General features: G+C 33.7%; 23 protein-coding genes. 12 read left to right on the top strand and 11 right to left on the bottom strand.

Annotated elements, in window-relative coordinates; all coding sequences use genetic code 11:
* Positions 1-61 precede the first annotated feature (61 nt).
* Positions 62-733, top strand: coding sequence for a YceI family protein (locus KAOT1_RS20075; protein ID WP_007096737.1), 672 nt, complete (start codon positions 62-64; stop codon positions 731-733).
* Between the two features lie 82 nt (positions 734-815).
* Here KAOT1_RS20075 and KAOT1_RS20080 read toward each other — a convergent pair whose 3' ends face one another.
* From KAOT1_RS20080 to KAOT1_RS20090, 3 genes are all read right to left on the bottom strand, one after another.
* Positions 816-1550, bottom strand: a complete 735-nt coding sequence (locus KAOT1_RS20080) for a thioredoxin family protein (protein ID WP_157560213.1) — start codon at positions 1548-1550, stop codon at positions 816-818.
* 412 nt (positions 1551-1962) lie between these two features.
* Complete coding sequence (locus KAOT1_RS20085) at positions 1963-2496, bottom strand: hypothetical protein (RefSeq protein WP_007096739.1); 534 nt, start codon at positions 2494-2496, stop codon at positions 1963-1965.
* Positions 2493-3422 carry a hypothetical protein gene (locus KAOT1_RS20090; RefSeq protein ID WP_007096740.1) on the bottom strand — a complete coding sequence of 310 codons (930 nt, stop codon included), beginning with the start codon at positions 3420-3422 and terminating at the stop codon, positions 2493-2495. The genes KAOT1_RS20085 and KAOT1_RS20090 overlap by 4 nt, the downstream gene beginning before the upstream one ends.
* A gap of 134 nt (positions 3423-3556) precedes the next feature.
* On the opposite strand from KAOT1_RS20090, the gene KAOT1_RS20095 reads away from it, so the two are divergent.
* The 6 genes from KAOT1_RS20095 to KAOT1_RS20120 all read left to right on the top strand — a co-directional run bounded on the left by KAOT1_RS20095 (position 3557) and on the right by KAOT1_RS20120 (position 8961).
* Positions 3557-4462: a DUF4349 domain-containing protein gene (locus tag KAOT1_RS20095; RefSeq protein WP_007096741.1), complete on the top strand. Its 906-nt coding sequence runs from the start codon at positions 3557-3559 to the stop codon at positions 4460-4462.
* 6 nt (positions 4463-4468) lie between these two features.
* Positions 4469-5119, top strand: coding sequence for a DUF2459 domain-containing protein (locus KAOT1_RS20100; RefSeq protein ID WP_007096742.1), 651 nt, complete (start codon positions 4469-4471; stop codon positions 5117-5119).
* Positions 5120-5231: 112 nt separating this feature from the next.
* The gene (locus tag KAOT1_RS20105) at positions 5232-5831 is read left to right on the top strand and encodes a SprT-like domain-containing protein (protein ID WP_007096743.1); all 600 of its coding nucleotides are present in this window, start codon (positions 5232-5234) and stop codon (positions 5829-5831) included.
* 185 nt (positions 5832-6016) lie between these two features.
* Positions 6017-7093, top strand: coding sequence for a mannose-1-phosphate guanylyltransferase (locus tag KAOT1_RS20110; protein WP_040560189.1), 1077 nt, complete (start codon positions 6017-6019; stop codon positions 7091-7093).
* A gap of 5 nt (positions 7094-7098) precedes the next feature.
* The gene (locus KAOT1_RS20115) at positions 7099-8589 is read left to right on the top strand and encodes a DUF389 domain-containing protein (protein WP_007096745.1); all 1491 of its coding nucleotides are present in this window, start codon (positions 7099-7101) and stop codon (positions 8587-8589) included.
* A 6-nt stretch (positions 8590-8595) separates the two neighbouring features.
* Positions 8596-8961 carry a hypothetical protein gene (locus KAOT1_RS20120; RefSeq protein WP_007096746.1) on the top strand — a complete coding sequence of 122 codons (366 nt, stop codon included), beginning with the start codon at positions 8596-8598 and terminating at the stop codon, positions 8959-8961.
* A 199-nt stretch (positions 8962-9160) separates the two neighbouring features.
* On the opposite strand, the gene KAOT1_RS20125 is transcribed toward KAOT1_RS20120, so the two are convergent.
* Positions 9161-9349, bottom strand: a complete 189-nt coding sequence (locus tag KAOT1_RS20125; RefSeq protein WP_157560215.1) for a hypothetical protein — start codon at positions 9347-9349, stop codon at positions 9161-9163.
* 247 nt (positions 9350-9596) lie between these two features.
* On the opposite strand from KAOT1_RS20125, the gene KAOT1_RS20130 reads away from it, so the two are divergent.
* Positions 9597-10541, top strand: a complete 945-nt coding sequence (locus tag KAOT1_RS20130; RefSeq protein ID WP_040559738.1) for a hypothetical protein — start codon at positions 9597-9599, stop codon at positions 10539-10541.
* 40 nt (positions 10542-10581) lie between these two features.
* Here the strand turns inward: KAOT1_RS20130 and KAOT1_RS20135 are convergent, their stop codons facing one another.
* Together KAOT1_RS20135 and KAOT1_RS20140 are read right to left on the bottom strand one after the other, a co-directional pair.
* A complete protein-coding gene (locus tag KAOT1_RS20135; protein ID WP_007096749.1) occupies positions 10582-11352 on the bottom strand; it encodes an ABC transporter ATP-binding protein in 771 nt (256 codons plus the stop codon).
* Positions 11352-12089 carry an MlaE family ABC transporter permease gene (locus tag KAOT1_RS20140; protein WP_040559740.1) on the bottom strand — a complete coding sequence of 246 codons (738 nt, stop codon included), beginning with the start codon at positions 12087-12089 and terminating at the stop codon, positions 11352-11354. Before KAOT1_RS20140 ends, KAOT1_RS20135 begins: the two co-directional genes overlap by 1 nt.
* A 147-nt stretch (positions 12090-12236) precedes the next feature.
* Between KAOT1_RS20140 and pafA the strand changes: the two genes are divergently transcribed.
* Positions 12237-13925, top strand: a complete 1689-nt coding sequence (pafA, locus tag KAOT1_RS20145) for an alkaline phosphatase PafA (RefSeq protein WP_007096751.1) — start codon at positions 12237-12239, stop codon at positions 13923-13925.
* On the opposite strand, the gene KAOT1_RS20150 is transcribed toward pafA, so the two are convergent.
* The 3 genes from KAOT1_RS20150 to KAOT1_RS20160 form a co-directional block, all read right to left on the bottom strand.
* Positions 13922-14671, bottom strand: a complete 750-nt coding sequence (locus KAOT1_RS20150) for a LytR/AlgR family response regulator transcription factor (RefSeq protein ID WP_007096752.1) — start codon at positions 14669-14671, stop codon at positions 13922-13924. The genes pafA and KAOT1_RS20150 overlap by 4 nt on opposite strands.
* A 113-nt stretch (positions 14672-14784) precedes the next feature.
* Entirely contained in the window at positions 14785-15663 is an 879-nt protein-coding gene (locus KAOT1_RS20155) for a glycosyltransferase (protein WP_007096753.1), read from the bottom strand.
* 3 nt (positions 15664-15666) lie between these two features.
* Positions 15667-16194, bottom strand: coding sequence for a methyltransferase domain-containing protein (locus KAOT1_RS20160; protein WP_007096754.1), 528 nt, complete (start codon positions 16192-16194; stop codon positions 15667-15669).
* Positions 16195-16372: 178 nt separating this feature from the next.
* Between KAOT1_RS20160 and KAOT1_RS20165 the strand changes: the two genes are divergently transcribed.
* From KAOT1_RS20165 to KAOT1_RS20175, 3 genes are all read left to right on the top strand, one after another.
* A complete protein-coding gene (locus KAOT1_RS20165; RefSeq protein WP_007096755.1) occupies positions 16373-16588 on the top strand; it encodes a hypothetical protein in 216 nt (71 codons plus the stop codon).
* Positions 16589-16741: 153 nt separating this feature from the next.
* Positions 16742-16936 carry a hypothetical protein gene (locus KAOT1_RS20170; RefSeq protein ID WP_007096756.1) on the top strand — a complete coding sequence of 65 codons (195 nt, stop codon included), beginning with the start codon at positions 16742-16744 and terminating at the stop codon, positions 16934-16936.
* A 73-nt stretch (positions 16937-17009) separates the two neighbouring features.
* Positions 17010-18530 carry an MATE family efflux transporter gene (locus tag KAOT1_RS20175; RefSeq protein WP_007096757.1) on the top strand — a complete coding sequence of 507 codons (1521 nt, stop codon included), beginning with the start codon at positions 17010-17012 and terminating at the stop codon, positions 18528-18530.
* Positions 18531-18532: 2 nt separating this feature from the next.
* Here KAOT1_RS20175 and mscL read toward each other — a convergent pair whose 3' ends face one another.
* Together mscL and proC are read right to left on the bottom strand one after the other, a co-directional pair.
* Positions 18533-18994 carry a large conductance mechanosensitive channel protein MscL gene (gene mscL, locus KAOT1_RS20180; protein WP_007096758.1) on the bottom strand — a complete coding sequence of 154 codons (462 nt, stop codon included), beginning with the start codon at positions 18992-18994 and terminating at the stop codon, positions 18533-18535.
* Positions 18995-19341: 347 nt separating this feature from the next.
* Positions 19342-20136, bottom strand: coding sequence for a pyrroline-5-carboxylate reductase (proC, locus tag KAOT1_RS20185; protein ID WP_040560190.1), 795 nt, complete (start codon positions 20134-20136; stop codon positions 19342-19344).

The raw sequence follows: 20136 nt of genomic DNA on the forward strand, positions 1-20136 counted from the left end.
TTGATTGACACGTTTGAGTAGGAATTAACCATACATTCGTAGAAATGTAAAAAATAAAATCATGAAGAAAATCAAAAATATACTGTTGCCAATACTTATAATAACAATTATTATAGTGGCAAGCGGTTACGCAAAAAATGAAGCCAATACGGAACCAAAAGAAAATATTTCTTCAGTAGAAAACGAACAACATCAAACCATCAACTTATTTGTAACTCACGGACATTGCAGTACGCCATTTGCAGGTATTGTAAATGACTTACAATTAGATATTCCTCCAAGAAATGATGCTGGAAATCCGTTAGAAAACATGAAACTCTCATTTGAAGTAGATCCAAATACATTCAATGTTTGTAGAGCAGAAGAACTAACGGAGCAAATAAGGAAACCAGGTTTATTTGTGGGAGCAAACAATGAAAAAATCACGTTCAAATCTACCAATGTCTACACCATGGGCATCGATTGGTATCAAGTAAACGGAACAATGTCCATCAAAGGAATTGAAAAAGAGGTAAAATTTTTCATCACAGGAATTAGAAATTCAAAAGAAACCAAAACAAATTCATTAGTCTTAAGCGGACAAGTAAATCTATTTGATTGGGGAATTGATTATGATAAAATTGTAAATGGCAAATCAGACAGTGTTCCTACAAAATTACTCTACATCAACATGAAAATTGACGAAATAGTATATCAAAAACCAGTATATACTGCTTTAGAAAAAGAACAGTAATTAAGTTTACATTCAAATAGACTACTAACAAACGAAAAAGGAAGCCAATCAGCTTCCTTTTTTCTATAAGTTATATGTAAAACTACATTTCGTCAATAATCTTTTCAATCAATTCGGAAGTCGAGCCGTAACTCAATCCTTCCTTTTTTGCGATATCAATTGCTTGTTTTGCCTTTTTCAAAGCCTTATTATAATTCCCTGTTTTATAAAGCAAAGCAGCATGTGTGTCAACATTGTAATACGTTGCTTCCAATTCTATAGAACGCTCAACGGCTTTGATGGCTCTTAATAAAATTTTAATATCGCTCTGTGTTTTATAAGCATTCCATGCTAAAGAATTCAATTTAGAAGAAGAATTCCAAATCTTATCAATATTACTTTGGCTAAAATCATTTAAATCAAAATCATCAGTTTCTGTTGATTCAATTACAGTCTCAGAATCTCCGCCCATATGTTTCTTAATCAAACCTTCCATCTTCGCTTTGCTCATGGCACCTTCAATCTGTTCCAAATTAGAACTATTATAAATGAATAAATACGTTGGCATAGCTGAAATTCCCAAAGCATCATCTACCTGACTTTTATCGACATCAATCTTATAAAAATCAACACGATCACCATACTTTTTATCCAATTGTTTCAAAATAGGATCCATACGTTTACAAGGTCCGCACCAAGTGGCATAAAAATCCAACACGATCAATCGATCATTATTTACAAGTAATTTTGACTCAGCGTCATCATCACTCAACTCTGTTTGTGCAAAGGAAGGAATCACAACACTTAGTAGCATTAACAGCAGCAATACTTTTTTCATAATAGTAATATTTAATTCATCCTAAAAATAGATAAAAAAACTAGGCTAAAAAATAATCAAAGCTATTTTTTGTGCAAAGTGTCTATTTTCTAGTTGAATGACAAATATGGATTTCCCAAATTTTTTGTAGTAATTTATCCATTCATAAAAACAGATAATTTTACAGTTTTCTAAATAACCAAGAACACCTACTTTTAAAAACACCTTGAATAAAACGAACTACATCATGGATGGATTACTATTTTCACAGAGACCTTTTCAAAGTAGATTCCTGCCTTCACAGAAATAACAAAGCAAATCAGAAGCGTGAAATGACAATAGTACAGGAGTAAGCAAAAATCTAAAAGTGCGCAAGCACGATCTAACAGCGATAGCGATCTCATATCTAGTAGCGAAGCGGTCTAAACCCCAACTAATCAATCCTCTCAAAAGAAAATGAAGTATTCACTTTCACAGCTTCGTCAATTTTAATCATAGAACGCTTCATTACCACCAAAACACTGTCTTTCTGAGTATATTTTGAATTTATTAAAATAGTGTAAGATACTTTTTGAGTAGAAACACGTTCATTTCGAGATGTTACCGAACTCGAAAAATCAATATCTTTAATTTCAATACTTTGGATAGAATCTGAAAGTAACACATTAAATTTATCAGAATCAGCCAATTGTTCCTTAATCGCTTCTCGAAACTCAGGATGTTTCGTTGCCAAAACGACAGCTTCATAATTGGCTTGCAACTTATCTTCAATCTCCGCGTTTACATCATTCAAAGAAAAATCATCAATAGCATCTTTAAGTTTCGTTTCAGTATCTAGCAAACCATCTTTGTCAATCGAAACTTCTTCTACAGCTTCCGTAGCAATAGCATTATCACTCTTTTGAGTAGCATTATTGCACGAAAAACAGACTATGAAACAAATTATGTACACTACCTTTTTCATCATTGAATCATAAATTTAAGTTTCACAATCTTGTCATTTTGATACACTTTATCCAAAATTTGCATCTTTTTCAAGCTACTTGTCGGAATCGTCAATAAGTTGATAAATTCCTTTTTTGTATACATTTCAATACCAATATCTTTTTGAAACGCACGATAAATTTGAGCATTTTCAGCAATCAATTCGTTCAGTTGTGCACGCCGTTTTTTCCAATCATCTTTATTTCCGTTGGCGTAATACATCAACATTAACGCATAATCATCTGTTTGCAATTGAACCGTTTTATGTGTGTTAGAATTGACATGACGTACAATCGTATCTGTTTTGTGATACGGTGATTTTACAACAAATTTCAATTGTTTTTCAGAAGTTGTATACGAGAAACATCCCAAGCTATCTGTTTTAAAATATAAGGGCGATTCTTGTGTTCTGATGACAATAATATCCAACGGAATTTTTGTAATCGCAACGCGCTGATCGGCATCAACAAAACAAAAGGAAAATGTATTTTCTTTTGGATACAAACCGTAAATCGCAAATACCAACAACGGAATCATAAAAAGCAAATACACCCAACGCTTAGAAGAAGGTTTTTCAACTTCGGTTTCTCTTTCGAGTTCAGTTTCAAGTTCAACTTCAACATCACCATGCTTCTGCATAAAATCATTCCAATTCTCAAAACCTACATACACGCTCAACAAATTTAGCATATCTACACGCGGCAACTTTTTGGCATCATTCTTCACATACGTATAAAACCATTTTTCGCTAATACTGCCTTTGGTTTTACTGCGTAAATCTTCTTGAAAATCAGTAATCGTGTTTCCTTTCCACTCACGAATATCACTAGAAGCGACATGCGAAGCGAGAAAAGTAGTCGCAATTTGCTGTTTTAAGCGTGAAAAATAATATGTGTTTTCTGGATTCAATTAAAATGTAAAAATCAGATTATCAGTAATTTGTATTTTGTAAATTAATTTACAAAGCAGTTACAAGTCTTTTACAAAGCTTCTCGGCGAAACTCCAATAGGTTTGTATTCGTAATCCTTAAAAATATAAAATTATGAATGCAATCACACAAAAACGAAATCTAAAATCATATTTAATACTATTCTTAGTCGCTATTTTTTGCGCTTGTAACCATAACGATGCTACATCGTACAATGAAGAAGTTGTCGTAGAAAGTGTAGACTTACGCGACGATTATGATGGTGTTTCCGATAAATCGACCACAAAATTTAAAGCGGAAACACAAGGTTTCTCTACAGAAGAAATCAATCAAATGCGGGTTTCAAACATTCCTGCCAATTTAAAAATTATCAAAACGGCAAGCACACGTTACAAAGTAAAAAATATTGACAAAGCGTTGGCTGAAATAAAACAAGTAATGTATGTAAATGGCGGCTATATTTCGGAATTACGTTATGATAAAAATTATCATGAAAAGCAAAACCGATTTACGATAAAAATTCCAAAAGAAAATTTTGATACGATGCTTGATGGTATTCAGAAATTTGCCGAAGAAACCGATTTTGTCAATATCTCTACCACAGATGTTACCGAAAAATACATGGACGCACAATCGCGACTGCAAACAAAACTAGAAGTAAAAGAACGTTTGGAAGCCGTGTTACGAAAAAATGCAAAAACGGTTAAAGATATCTTATCGACAGAAAATGAATTACGCGTCATTCAGGAAGAAATAGAAGCGGCACAAGGAAAAATAAAATACATGTCTAGCAGAGTTGCGTACAGTACCATTCAAGTGGAAATTTATGAAACGATTACCTTCAAAGAAAAACCTGTAACATATAAAAAAGGGTTTGGTGCAAAAGCAAAAGAAGGTTTGTCGGCTGGTTGGGAATTTGTTCAAGGAATTGCTATTGCCATCTTATATGTTTGGCCAATCATTATCGTACTTATCATCGGATTGCTCTTTTTTAGAAGATGGCAAAAAGCTAAAAAATAGTCATAAATGAAATTCATTAAAAAAACAATAAAATGGATCGTTTGTATCTTGCTGATTCCTATTGTGTATGTTTTAATTTCCTTTATCTGTACTGCAATTACGGTAAATGGAGAAACGCCACAAGAAACACCACATACAATCTATCTTTCTACCAATGGTGTGCATTTAGACATTGTTATTTCTAAAAATAATTTACAAGAAAAACTCAGGAAGCAATTGCAAGAAAAACTTGATGATGTATCCTATATTTCATTTGGCTGGGGAGACGAAAATTTCTATTTGAATACGCCAACTTGGGAAGATTTAACTTTTTCGAATGCTTTCAGCGCAATGTTTTTAAAAAGTAACACATTAATGCATGTGACAACACACGAAGTTCGCAGAAACTCGTGGGTTGTCATACAAGTTTCAGAAGAACAACTTACACGTTTAAATCTGTTTATATCTGAAACATTTCAACAAGATAAAAAAAGAAATAGTGTCAAATTACTAGAAAAAAGTTATGGCAATTTTGATAGTTTTTACAAAGCCAATGGAAGTTATTCGTGTTTTAAAACCTGTAATACTTGGGTAAATCAAGCCTTAAAAGAAAGCAAAATAAAAGCCTGTTTGTGGACGCTTTTTGATGATGGATTGTTAAACAAACACCGAAAGTAATTTTACATACAACAACTCAGTACAGACTGATGATTTCCATTCCCGAAATCGTCAGTTTGTGTTGATTAGAATGCTATTGCGTTTCAAAACAAATGCGTACTTTTGTTGAACCGTGAAAGAAATACTAGCCAAATACATTCCCGAACGTGCTGTAGAAGCTACGTTTGAACTTATAAAATCGCACCAAGTACACTTGAAAATTGTAAATCAACGTGTCACGCGTCATGGCGATTACCGTAGAATGCCTGATGGCAGACATATAATTACCGTAAATGCAGGCGAGAATAAATATCGCTTTTTTGTCACGCTAATTCACGAAATAGCACATTTAGTAGCGTACGAAAAATACGGACGTTTTATAAAACCACACGGAATTGAGTGGAAGCGAACGTTTCAACAATTGATGTTGCCATTCATCAATCCGCAAGTATTTCCAACTCGAATTTTACCTGTAGTTGCCAATCATTTCAAAAACCCAAAAGCGAGTAGTGATACCGATGCCAAATTTGCTTTAGCGTTAAAACAATACGATCCAGAAAACGATAAAAATTACGTCTTTGAAATTCCACATGGAAGCACATTTCGCATGCACAATGGAAAAATCTTCAAACGCGGAAACAAGCGTGTCAAACGCTATGAATGTGTAGAAATTGCTACAGGTCGTATGTATCTTTTCAACCCAAATGCAGAAGTAGAGTTGTTGCGGAGCTAGTGAGTTGTTCGACTTCTATTTTTATGAGAAGTTAATTTAATTTTACATTTCATTCACAATCAAAACGTAGCAACATAATGGATAATCAACGTTACCAAGCCGTTAATAATCTAAACTTTTATTATTTATTTCGGCAATCTGTATTATATTGCTTACTTTAAAACCTACCAACGAAAATGACAAAAATGAACAAGAATTATTACGCAATTCTCATGGCTGGCGGCGTAGGATCACGTTTTTGGCCCGTAAGTACTTCGAGCTTTCCGAAGCAATTTCACGACATGTTAGGAACGGGAGAAACGCTTATTCAGAAAACATTCAGTAGACTTTCAAAACTCATTCCAAAAGAAAATATTTACATTCTTACGAATGAAAAGTACAACGATTTGGTATTGCAACAATTGCCAGAAGTAACGCAAAAACAAGTCGTTCTTGAACCTGCTATGCGAAATACAGCACCGTGTATTTTATATACTTCGCTAAAAATTCAGAAGGAAAATCCAAATGCGGTGATGGTTGTTGCGCCAAGCGATCATTGGATTGAAGACGAAACTGCCTTTATAAATAACTTGCAAGCATCTTTTGACAAATGTGAAAAAGAAGATGTGTTGATGACTTTAGGAATTCAGCCAACATTTGCCAATACAGGATATGGTTATATCAACTTTGAAAAAAGTGAACACGCGATCAAAAAAGTGCATCAATTCACGGAAAAGCCTGATTATGAAACGGCAAAACAATTTCTAGCAAGCGGAAATTACCTGTGGAATGCAGGAATTTTTATTTGGAGCGTGAACACAATTATAACCGCTTTTCAAAACTTTCAACCAAAACTTTATGAGTTATTTGATGAAGGTTTTTCGGTGTATAATACAGACTTTGAAGACGATTTTATTCGTGACAATTACGGTCGCGCCGAAAACATCTCTATTGACTATGCCATTATGGAACACGCAAGTCATGTATACGTTTTGCCAGCTACATTTGACTGGAATGATCTGGGAACTTGGGGAAGTTTATATGACAAATTAGATAAGTCAACAAACGGAAATGCTGTCGTAAATGCACAAACAATTCTAGAAGATGCTAGCGGAAATATGATTCGTACGACAGACAAAAAAGTCGTGGTAATTGATGGATTAAATGATTATATTGTTGTAGATAAAGAAGATGTATTGTTAATTTATCCCAAAAAGAAAGAACAAGACATTAAAAAAGTATTACAAAAAGTCAAAGATAACTTTGGTGAAAAATACGGATAAGACTCATGAGTACAGAAGAAGAAAATAAGTTTAATTTTTCAGAAGAAAATGAAGAAAACGAAAAAGTAAAAGCCACTCCAACACCAACAGATGCAAAAGGGTTATGGAAAGGTACAAAATCGTTTTTGTATGAATTATTGGATATACGTCAAGATGTTGACAAAGACCAAACAATTGAAGATGTCAAAAAAGATATTCCGTTTAAAGGTGCAACAGCTTGGATTTTAGTATGTTCTATATTTATTGCATCGGTTGGATTAAATGCAGATTCTACCGCAGTAGTGATTGGAGCCATGTTAATTTCTCCACTAATGGGTCCAATTTTAGGAATGGGAATGTCTATCGCAATCAATGATATTTACACGTTGCGTAAATCTTTGGTCAACTTTGGTGTGATGGTATTTTTAAGTGTGCTAACTGCGTTTTTATTCTTTAAATTCTTCCCGTTACAAACGGATTCTTCTGAATTATTAGCAAGAACAAAACCAGATATTCGTGATGTTTTAATTGCTTTCTTTGGTGGTTTGGCATTAATTATTGCACGAACCAAAAAAGGAACAATTGCTTCTGTAATCTTTGGAGTTGCCATTGCAACAGCGTTAATGCCACCATTGTGTACAGTTGGTTTCGGACTTGCTAGAGGCGGAACAAAAGGATTGGAATTTGCAGGTGGTGCTATGTATTTATTCATCATCAATACGATTTTTATTGCTCTTGCGACTTTTTTAGTCTTAAAAATTCTGCGTTTCCCAATGTTGAAATACGCAAACTCTGCAAAAAGAAGACGTATTTCACAATTGGCTTCTGTAGTAGCTTTAGCTGTGATGATTCCAGCAGTTTGGACATTTTGGAAAGTATTACATAAAAGTAATATTACAAGAGATTACGAGTTGTTTGTGCAAAAAATAGAAAAAAATCCAGAAGTTTGGTTGCAGAAACGCGAAGAAGATTTAGATATAGAAAACAAAAAAATATTTCTTCATTTCAATGGAGAAGTGCCTTCTGCTTTAGAAGCAGGTTACAAAAGTGATGTTAAAAATTACGAAAACATAAAAGACTTTGAAGTTAAAGTTTTTGGGAATAAAAACAGAAGTGTCGATAAAATTTCTGATGCTTTAGACAGAGCATACAAAGATTTAGATCAAAAGGATTTAATTATTCAAGGAATGCAAGAACAAATTGCAGACTTGAAACAGCAAACGCAGCTTTTAGAGGAACGATTAAAATCAAAAGCTTCTTTAGAAAATGAAAGCTTTATCGCGTTTAGTACAGTTTCCAAAGATGCAAAAATAAAATACGCTGATTTACGTCAATTTGGATTTGCCAAAATGTTGAATTCGAAAGATTTTATATCAGTCGATACCATTCCTGTTGCCGCAGTAAAATGGAATCCTGCATTGTCAGACAGTATTCAAACACTACGAGAATCAGAATTGAAAGTATGGTTGCAAAAAGAATTATCACTTGATACCTTAATTATTGAACGTATTAAATAAAAAACGATGTTTGGCTTTTTTAAAAAGAAAAATAATACTGACGAAACTCCCATAAACGGACCTGATTACAGTATGATTGATAGCAATGAAAAAGCAATTGATCTTTACAAAAAAGGAGAATTGGTCAAATTATATTTAATGCCTTTGGAATTCGGCGGAGAAGACAGTCCTGTAAATACTTTATATGTTCCTGAATTTGCTCAAGAATTCAAACAACGTTTTGATGTCATGGTAGAAGAATTATTAAGAGAAGGAAAAGAGTTGGCGTATTCCGCAGAACCAGCATACAAAGGAAGCAGTTTTATTCCTTCTGCACTGACAATTAAAGTTACAGGAGAAAGTGAATTTACGGAAGTCATTCAAGTTTGGTAAGCTACTTGCTAAGAAAAATAACGAAAGAAGCTGTCTATAAAGAATCAATCTCGTCAAACCAAGCTTGATTCAGTTTCTCATAAAAATTGATAATCAGTATAATGAGATACTAAGTCATGCCCAGAATGAGGTTTGTATTAACTTTTAGTCAGCTTCTTTTTTTTGATTTAGACAGATAAACTAATCTAAAACATGTTCATTAATTACAATGTTTACAACCAGAAGCTTCATTGGTAAATCCCCACCAAGGTGACGTTGGAACATCTTCTGTACTTGGTGCTACTGTAGATTGCTGCGTTGTTGGAAGTCCACCTTTAACTGTAAAAGCGTTCAAATTTGAAACTGAAGTTTTCTTAAGACTCAATGACTTTAGACCCTTTTTTTTCATAATAATATAAAATTTAAGATTAATATTAATAAGTTCAATAAAAGGAAAAATGTTACCCAAAAAATCCACAGATACTTTCATTAATAATAATTTTTATGGTCATCTTCCGTGGTGATATTATGTAACGCTTTGTTAAAATTAATTACACATACTGTAAGAACCGATAAACAATAGCGCCATGTTAAAAAACACAATAATATCTTGTTTATTCATTTTAGTGCTTATTTCTTGTAACTCAAATTCAAGTTTGAATCTCGAAGGAGTTTGGGTTGAAAGCTATCGCATATATCCAGAAAACACGATTGATACAGGAAAAGTTCGTCCAGATTATGCTCACTTTCTCCATATAAAAGGAGATGCTCTCCGAATTAAAAACTTTGAAAGGAACGTGAATCGTACTATGATGATTGATACCACGCTTAATTTTACACTAAAAAACGATCTCATTATTTTTGAAGGTGATTCGATTACTTGGTCGAACGTGAAAGTCTATGAAGATAGTATGTTTATTACCTTTAATAATTATGAGCTCATACATGTAAAGTACATAAAACTTCCTAAGCAATCGAAGAAAAGCGATTGGAATCCCGCGGGAAAACGTTATAAAGCAAAAGTAACAGGAGAAACGTATTATCATCATTATACAAACGATTCTTTGATGCATCTTTATTTGACTGAGGGAAATAGTACATTAAAAAATAATTGGCAAATAGAAAATGTTGATAATTATAGCTTTCTATTATTGGAATCTTTTTTCGAAAGCACACCACTTTTAATTGATTCAATTTCAGATACCAAAGTCTACGTGACAGATCATAGTTTAGAAAAGGAAACGCTCATTTTTGAAGAACAATCAAACACAGCTAAAAAGCCAGATTTATTAGTTGGAACTTGGAAATTAGTTTCAAAAGAAGAAGACACAGACGAGACGGAACAATTTTTAGGTCCGTTTTCAAAAAACAATTTACATCAAATACAAATTACAAAAGATTCGTTTACAATATTTTATATGCCTTTCATCAAATCAACAAACAAATGGACTTATTTTTCAGATGAAAATACGCTACTGCTTGAAAAAGAAGAAAAAATGGTCAAACTTGTTGACGTAACTAAAGATACGCTTGTTTTGGAAATGAATTTAGATAAGCATAATTACAATAGCAAAAAGTTTGTGTTTACAAGAAAAGAGTAAATGTAGGTCATTGAATAAGAGAGAAGTACGCTTAAAGAAATTAATCTTCTAACTCCTTTAAATAAACTTCTCTAACTTTTTTGAATAAATCGGAAGAATACACAAAATCAGTCACAGATTTATTGTCCGTTTTAAAAATCTGTTTATTCGTTCCTTCCCAAGCTTTAACACCATTTTTTAGGAAAACAATTTTCTCTCCGATTTCCATCACAGAGTTCATATCATGTGTATTGATGACAGTCGTAATATTGTATTCGTCGGTAATTTCTTGAATTAAATTATCAATAACGATGGCAGTTTTCGGATCCAATCCAGAATTTGGTTCATCACAAAACAAATACTTTGGATTCATGACAATAGCTCTAGCAATTGCAACACGTTTTTGCATTCCTCCAGAAGTTTCTGCGGGAAATTTATGATGTGCATCAACTAATTTTACACGTTTCAATACAAAATCGACACGATCTTGCATCTCACTTTTAGACTGTTTTGAAAACATACGCAACGGAAACATCACATTTTCTTCCACGGTCATAGAATCAAACAAAGCACTTCCCTGAAAAACCATTCCGATTTCAGTACGCAGTTGCCTTCTCTGTTCATCTGAAAAAGTTTTATAATCTTTTCCATCAAACAAAATAGTGCCTTCTTCTGGTGTAAACAATCCTAACAAAGATTTCAAAAAAACCGTTTTTCCAGAACCACTCTGACCAATAATCAAGTTGGTTTTTCCTTTCTCAAAAGTGGTTGAAATCCCTTTTAAAATTTCAACACCATCAAAAGATTTTTTTATGTTTTTTACTTCGATCATTAGGTCAGTAATAATTGTGTGATGAGGTAATTTATCAAAATAATAACAACACTCGTCCAAACGAATGAAGTTGTACTCGCTTTTCCAACTTCTAAGGCGCCACCTTTCATATAATATCCGTAAAATGAAGGAATAGTAGCCAATACAAACGCAAATACAAAGGTTTTTATAAATGCATAGGTAACGTGAAACGGAATAAATTCGATCTGTAATCCTTGAATAAAATCGGCACTTGTTGAAAAACCTCCGTAAATAGAAGCCAACCATCCGCCAAAAATTCCCAAAAACATCGCAATCGTAATCACAAAAGGATATAAAGACAGCGCAATAATTTTAGGAAACACCAAATAATTCAAAGAATTTACACCCATCACTTCCAAAGCATCAATTTGCTCAGTAACACGCATTGTTCCAATACTTGAAGTAATGAACGAACCTACTTTTCCAGCCATAATGATAGAAATAAACGTTGGTGCAAACTCCAAAATTACCGATTGTCGTGTGGCAAAACCAACCAAATATTTTGGAATTAACGGATTGTTCATGTTCAATGCCGTTTGTATCGAAACAACACCACCTACAAAAAAGGAAATAAAACATACAATTCCCATAGAACCAATGATTAAGTCATCGATATCTTTGAAAATAAGTTTTCTCAGCATAGACCATTTGGTCATTTTACTAAATACGCTTTGTAACATTAAAAAATAGCGTCCTATATTTTCTAGGTAAATCATGGGTTAAAAATACATCATTCGAGCAAGCTAATAAAATAATTAACGGATTTAATGATTAGTTAAAATGTTATTTGATGTAAAACAATTATTTTTGATGCGATTTAATGATTTTGAATGTCATTTATCAAAATAAATTTTAATCATATCATGAAAAAAGGAATCCTATTAAGTCTACTATCTGTATTTTTTGTGCAATGTATTTCAGTAAAGCAAAAAGTAAAGAAAGCACCTCAAAACACAAATGTTTCCAATACAACTTCCAACACAACGACAAAGCCAAAATTGGTAGTCGGTATTGTGGTAGACCAAATGCGATATGATTACTTAACCCGTTTTGAAAGCAAGTACAGTGAAGGCGGTTTTAAGCGAATGTTGAACGATGGTTACAACTGTAAAAACAATCATTACAACTATATTCCAACATATACAGGACCAGGACACGCTTCTATATACACAGGAACAACACCAGAAAATCACGGAATCATCGCAAATGATTGGTATGATAAATACATCAAAAAATCTGTGTATTGCGCATCAGACGAACGCCAATCTTCTGTTGGAGTAGAAGGAAAATGGGCAGGAAAAATGTCGCCACACAGAATGCAAACCACTACTGTAACAGACCAATTGCGTTTAGATTCGCAACAACGCGGAAAAGTAATTGGAGTTGCTATAAAAGATAGAGGCGCAATTTTACCAGCAGGTCACGCGGCAAATGGTGCGTATTGGTTTTATGGAAAAGACAAAGGGAATTGGATTACAAGTACGTATTACAGAAACGACTTGCCAACTTGGGTCAAAGAATTTAATGCAGCAGATGAAGCAGAAAAATATATGAAAACATGGAATACTTTGTATGACATAAATACGTATACCGAAAGTGATAAAGATGTAAGCAAATATGAAGGTACATTTAAAGGGAAAGTAAATGCAGTTTTTCCGTACGATTTGCCTAGTTTGAAAGATAAAAATGGCGGATTTGACATTTTAAAATCTACTGCTTTTGGAAATAGTCTTACGACAGATTTTGCAATCGCAGCCATCAAAGGTGAACAATTAGGATACGACAACGAAACAGATTTCTTGGCGTTAAGCTATTCAAGTACCGATTATGTCGGACATAAATTTGGAGTAAACTCTAAAGAAATTCAAGACACGTATTTACGTTTAGACAAAGACCTTGAACGCTTATTTGCTACTTTAGATCAGGAAGTTGGCAAAGGAAACTACACAATTTTCCTAACCGCCGATCACGCCGCTGTGCATGTGCCTTCTTATTTACAAGACTTAAAAATTCCAGCAGGATATTTTGACAACAGAGCACTAAAAACACATTTAACTGATTTTCTAAATACAACGTATGGAAGTCAAGATTTAATTGAGAATATTTCTAGCGGACAGATCTTTTTAAATCACACAGAAGTAAAACGCTTGAAACTTTCTGCTACTGACATCGAAAATGCATTGCAAAGAGAATTATTAGCCTACGATCAAATTGCAAAAGTATACACACGCACAACATTGACAAGTAGCGAGTTTACGCACGGAATTGCTTCGGCATTACAAAAAGGATTCAACCAAAAACGTTCAGGTGATGTTTGTTTTGTGTTAGATATTGCCACGATTTCATATTCGCGTACAGGCTCTACACATGGCTCCGGATTTAACTATGATACGCACGTTCCGTTACTTTTTTATGGAAATGGAATTCAGCAAGGAGAAACATTACAGCGTACAGAAATTACAGATATCGCACCCACCATTTCAGCATTATTGCAAATTTCTTTACCAAATGCAGCAACAGGAAATCCGATAGAAGCAGCGTTAAAAAATTAGCATTCTGAAATTCCGTAACCTCTTAAAAGATCGATCATTTTTTTGCGATTTCTAAAAGAAATTAAAATCTCCACACCATTAGAAAGTGTCAACAATCCGTTTCTGGTGTAGTTTTTTACATGATTCATGTTAACTAAAAACGATCGGTGGACTCTGTGAAAATTTTGAACTTCAATCATGTCTTCCACACGTTTTAAATTCTTAGAAATTACCAAACTTTTATCGTTTACAGTATGTACCAGCGTGTAATTTCCTGAAGCTTCACAATAAATAATATTTGACAGTTTTACAGGAATATATTCGTCTTTTTCAAAAATGGTAATCACTTGATTTTTACGTTCAATCTGATTCTTAAATGCTTCATACTTTCGCATGTTAAAAGCCGTATGTTTTAGCAAATACATGTCAAGTACGCGTTTAATTTCTGTTTCCTGTACAGGTTTGTTCAAATAATAAAACGCAAAATAATCCATGGCTTTCTCTTTATAATCGAGAAAACCCGTGGTAAAAATTACCTCAAATGTCATCTGTGTTTTCAAGTGATCCAACACATCAAAACCACTTCCGTCATTCAATTCAATATCCAAAAAGACAATATCAGGTTTGTCTGTGACAATCAGCATTACAGCATCATCAACATTAGAAGCCCAACCAAGTACATTAATATCTTTGTGGTTTCTTTTTAAAATAGACAATAGATATTCCATAGAAGATTTTTCATCTTCAATGATAATAGCATTAATCATGAATAGTATGTTTTTATGGCGTTAGGGGTTTTTTGAGAGATTCTATTGTCAGCAAATTACGGTTAATTTACGAAAAAACGTAATTTTTTTCAAAAAATACGAGTTTATACTTGCTAGTTTTCTGACGATTGAATGCCAAAAAAACTTTTGAGTTTTCGCGCCATTTGCGTACGTCTGTATGTGCGAATAAAGCGCGCTTCTGCTGGTGTGACCATTTGGGGAACTCGTGTCTTTTTAGCAGTAAAAAAACCATCCATATAAGCAAAAAACACACGGATTTTTTTCTTTTTTAGGGCAATTTTGAAAGCAGAAATAAGCGAAATTAAGCTTCCATAACCAAGCTTATAAAAAACAGCGCCATGCTTTCGATGAACGTTCTGTTTGTAAGCATTTCCCGTAGGTTTTAAATGTTTTACTAGTAAAGATTGATCTACGTGAACTTTCCATCCGTGGAAACGTGCCAAAAGCACATCTGCAGTGTCCCAACCCAATTCTTTTTTCAAGCCACCAATTTGTTCAAAACAAGCTTTTCGATAGGCTTTAAATGGTCCGCGAACGTGATTTTTATCAGCAATAGTTTCATAAACCCAATTTCCGCTTTTTTCAATATATGCCAATCCACCTGCAATTCCAATCGTAGCATCGTTGCTAAAATGTTTGCAAATAGTTTCAAAATAATTGTTGGGTAACACAATATCAGCATCCAATTTTACAATAATGTCAAAATCGTCATCAAGTGTTTCAAAACCTTTATAAAACGCATTGATGACTTTGCTTCCTGGCAAATGCTCGTCGCTGGAATTGGTATTTACTTTGGAGATAAAACGATGTTGGCTTGTAAATTTGTCTATGATACTTTCGGTTGCATCTGAAGAATTATCATTCACAACTACCACTTTTTTTGGTGCTAAAGTTTGTGTCACAATAGAGTGAAGCGTTTGTTGTATAAACGCCGCTTCATTATGTGCAGGAATGACAATATAATAGTTCATACATTAGGCTTTACGTTCTGCGTACACAGCGTAATAGCGCGGAATTAAATGACGAAGTATTGGACGTGGTGCAATTGGCGGACGCGAAGGATTGGTCCACTTTTTTGTTTTCTTAATTTCCCAACCCGATTTTTCCAAAAGCCAATCAAACTGCCAATCTTCAAACTCGTGATAATGTCTGTCCCACGGATCTGTTTTACTACGATATGCGGTAGCAAACCACAAACGCAACGGAACGGTAACCACTAATTTTTTCGCCTTGATTTCTTTCAATATATTAAAAGGTGCGACTAAATGTTCAAAAATTTCAAAAGCAGTCACCACATCAGCATCACTTTCTTGAACTGACGAAAAATCTTCATCCAAATCTTCTCCTTTGGTATTTTCTACAACATAACCTTCGTTGGTCATAATTTCAGAAAAAGGATTTGGTACGCCTAAATCTAAAACTTTTGATCCATCAGGAATCACTTCTTTTAAAAATTCGAGTGTGTATTTATAACGCTTATGCGGATAGAATTTACTGTACATGTGTTGAAAGTCTTGGTAATACAAATATATATAAACCTTAAGGAATATTGCGTACACAAAGTGTTACTTGTATGTTTATTTTGAATCAAAAAAATAGTCTTGCAAAAAAAAATCATGATTTTGGGTAATGTTTCTTCGTTTTTATCCCATTAAGATATAAACATAAAATTTTAGACAGATGAAAAAACGAAATCTTAAAACCTTAAAACTTGCTAAAAAGACTATTTCTAGAGTTTCCGCACAAGCGGTCGGAGGTATTTTTAGAACTGCTGAGTGTTACACAAGACAAATTTGTCCTATAGAACCAGATCCGAGCGATCCACTAGAACCAATTCCAGATCAGCCAACATTATTTGAAGCATCAGTGTGTTTTTGTTATTCAGCTACATGCTAAAAAATTGAATAACATATTGAATAGAGCGGACTTCGGTTCGCTTTTTTTATACCCAACTCCAAATGATGCTGTTGAGAAATACGTTAAAACCGTAACCCGAGCTGTGCAATTTTTTATAAATTACTGTAATGAATATTAAAATCACTTTACACTATGAAAAAGAAGGAATTAACATCATTACGACTTGCTAAGAAATCAATTTCCAATCTTTCGTTATCAAAAGGCGGTGGCACTAGAGCGGAACGTAGCGATCATGGAGGTGCTACTTGTTTAGTTTGTCCATCATTTGCAACACAATGTCCTGAGTGTCCAAGCGGAGAAATTCAATGTCAAAATACCGACAGATAGTAAGGATCATTTTTTTTAAAAGTAGCACGTTCCATACATTTGCGTACATTTGTGATACTAATAGTTTCTACGATTGGAAAAACACCAAAAAGAAGTATCGTCACAAACACTAAAATTTAGCATCATCAATTATATTGGTGCGGCTATTGGAATTGTGTCTACGCTTTTTATTTACCCAAACGACAAAGAATTTTTAGGAATCATTCGTTATATCTTTGATGGTGCACAAATTCTCATGGCGTTTTTTGTTTTTGGAACGTCACAATCATTAGTAAATTATTTTCCACGATTTAAAGAATCAGCAGAAAAGCGAAACATCTTTTTTTCAACAACACTTTGTATTGTATTATTGAATACGCTGTTTTTTTCGATCATATTTCTTATCATATCCAACGTCGTCAGCGGTTATGCTTTTCATTATATAAAATATTCTATTGTAGTTGGTTTTGCTTTTGCGATTATGGACGTGTGCAAACGGCAAGCCTCAAATTATAAAAAAATAGCTGTTCCAACAGTGTTGGAGCGTTTCTCGATAAAATTGTTTTTCCCAGCAATTTTTCTACTCTTATTAGCAGGTTATATCACGATGCATACAGGAATTATTTTGTATATGATTTGTTTTTTGATGATTATGATAATCGCGTTGTGGTATGTGAAAAAAGTAGCAAATATTCAATTCACTTTTCAACCAAAAAAAGTATTTACAACTGCTTTTCGGAAAGAATATGCAAAGTACAGTCTGTTTGCATTTTTTAGCATTTTGGGTTCGTTGTTGGCATTTAAAATTGATGGAATTATGATTCCGAATTTAATTGAAAACGAACCAACAGCAATGCTTCCACAATTTGTGTCAAATTCAACTGCCATGACAGCCAACGGAACCTATAGTATTGGTGTTGTGTTGGCAGCAACCTTAGCCATTCCTGCGATTGGTTTGTATACCATTTACAGTCCGATTATCACAGAATATATTGCCAAAGACAACATAACTTCTTTAGGGAAAAAGTACCAAGAAGTATCTAAATTATTGTTTGCTATTGGCGGATTTTTATTGTGTTGTATCTTTCTCGGTGTAGATGATTTATTTTCCATTCTTCCAACGAGAGAAAACTTAATCGACACCATTCCCGTGATTTTAATTTTGAGTTTTAATGTTGTGATTGATATGAGTACATCGTTCAATTCACATATTTTACTCTATTCAAAATACTATCGTTTTAATATGGTGGCGATTGCTATTTTGGTTGTACTGAATATTTCGTTGAATATTTATTTTATCAAATACCTTCATTGGGGAATTGAAGGTGCAGCGTACGCAACGTTGATTTCCATGACTTTATACAATAGCGTGAAACTGATTTTTATTTATTCAAAATATAAAATTCAGCCTTTTACCAAAAAGCACGTATTATTATTGCTGTGCTTTCTAGCAAGTGTGAGCGTACTGCACAATGTGCCAAATACAGCATATGTGATTTTAGATATTATTTTGAAAGTTGGTACGTTTATGCTTCTCAACGGATTTGTAATTTATAAACTTCGCATGATTCCCGCATTAAACGATTGGATTTCGGAAAAGAGAAGATTTAAGTAGTTTTATTGTTTTGAATTATTTGTAGCATTCTTTTCTGCAATTGCTACTTGCTTTTCTAGTAATTCTGTCATACGACTCAACAACTCAATATCCTTTGGTGTCACTACAGTTTTATTTTTAGGATCTTGCGCTTTAGTTTTGATAGAATTCATAAATTTCACCACCAAAAAAACGGTAAACCCTATAATTAGAAAATCAACGAAGACTTCAAAAAGTTTTCCGTAAGCAATAGCAACTTCGTCTATTTTAGTTGTGCCATTGTCAACAGCTTCACGTAAAATAAGTTTCTTATTTGACCAATTAATACCATCTGTAAGTAACGAAAGTGGCGGTAGAAATACTTCTTTTACCAAAACATCAATCACTTTATTAAAAGCAGTACCGATAATAACACCAATTGCAATGTCGATCATATTTCCTTTTACGGCAAATTCTTTAAACTCTTTAAAAAGTCGAAGTTTCATGTAATTATTTTTTGCAAAAATAGGAATCCTTTTTATTATATCGATTTAAATTTGTGCAATAAATTAGTGTTGAAATCAATTAAAAACCGATGTTCTTTCAGAGTACTTCTCGATACCATACTTTGTCTATTTTGACTACGTTCAATGTGACAATAATTACTCTGAAGTGACGGTTATTGTTTCTAAGAATTTCAAGAGTAAAAAGTCTAAAAGAGCGCAAGCACGATCTCACAATTGTCTAAAAGATTCCTGTCTGCATAGGAGTGACATAAGCGAAGAAAGTCTAAAAGCGAAGCGATCTCACAGCAAAGCGGTCTAACATCTCACAGCGGAAGCGATCTAAATAATCAATCTTTCTGAATCGTTTCAATAGAAGTCTTAATTCCTTTAATAAGCGAAGAACTAAACCCTTGATGTTCCATTTCGTTCAAGCCTGCAATTGTACAACCTTTTGGTGTTGTTACTTTGTCAATTTCTTCTTCGGGATGATTGCCGTTTTGGAGCAATAATTCGCTCGCACCTTTTACCGTTTGTGAAGCAATTTTGGTGGCGGTTTTGGCATCAAATCCAATTTCAATTCCACCTTGAATCATCGCACGGATAAACCGCAATACATACGCAATTCCGCAAGCACCAAGTACGGTTGCAGCGTCCATAAGACTTTCGTCAATTTCAATAGTTTCGCCCAAAGCATCAAAGATAAAAGTTGCCTTTTTGATATTTTCTGCGGAAGCATTTTTTGAAGCTATACACGTAAGCGATTCGCCAATTGCCGCAGCCGTATTTGGCATTGCACGTACAATTTGAATCTCCGAAGTCAAACAATTTGAAAGTTGTTCTAAAGAAAAATCGCTAATTACAGAAATGATTAAATGATCTTTAGTAATGTGCGACGCAAGTTCTTTTAAAACACTTTCAATACGATACGGTTTGAGCGCAAATATTAAGATTTTCGACTGTTGTACCGCCAAAACATTGTCGGAAGTAGTGTGAACTCTCTGCGCTTTCAAATCGTCTAAAAGTGCTACTTTTGTTCGTGTTACATAAATCTGCTCAGGATTGTACTGTTGTTTCAACAATCCTAGCGCAATTGATTTACCTAAATTTCCGCCACCAATAATGGCAATTGTATCTTGATTCAT

It is taken from the genome of Kordia algicida OT-1 (assembly GCF_000154725.1).
Classification (GTDB): domain Bacteria; phylum Bacteroidota; class Bacteroidia; order Flavobacteriales; family Flavobacteriaceae; genus Kordia; species Kordia algicida.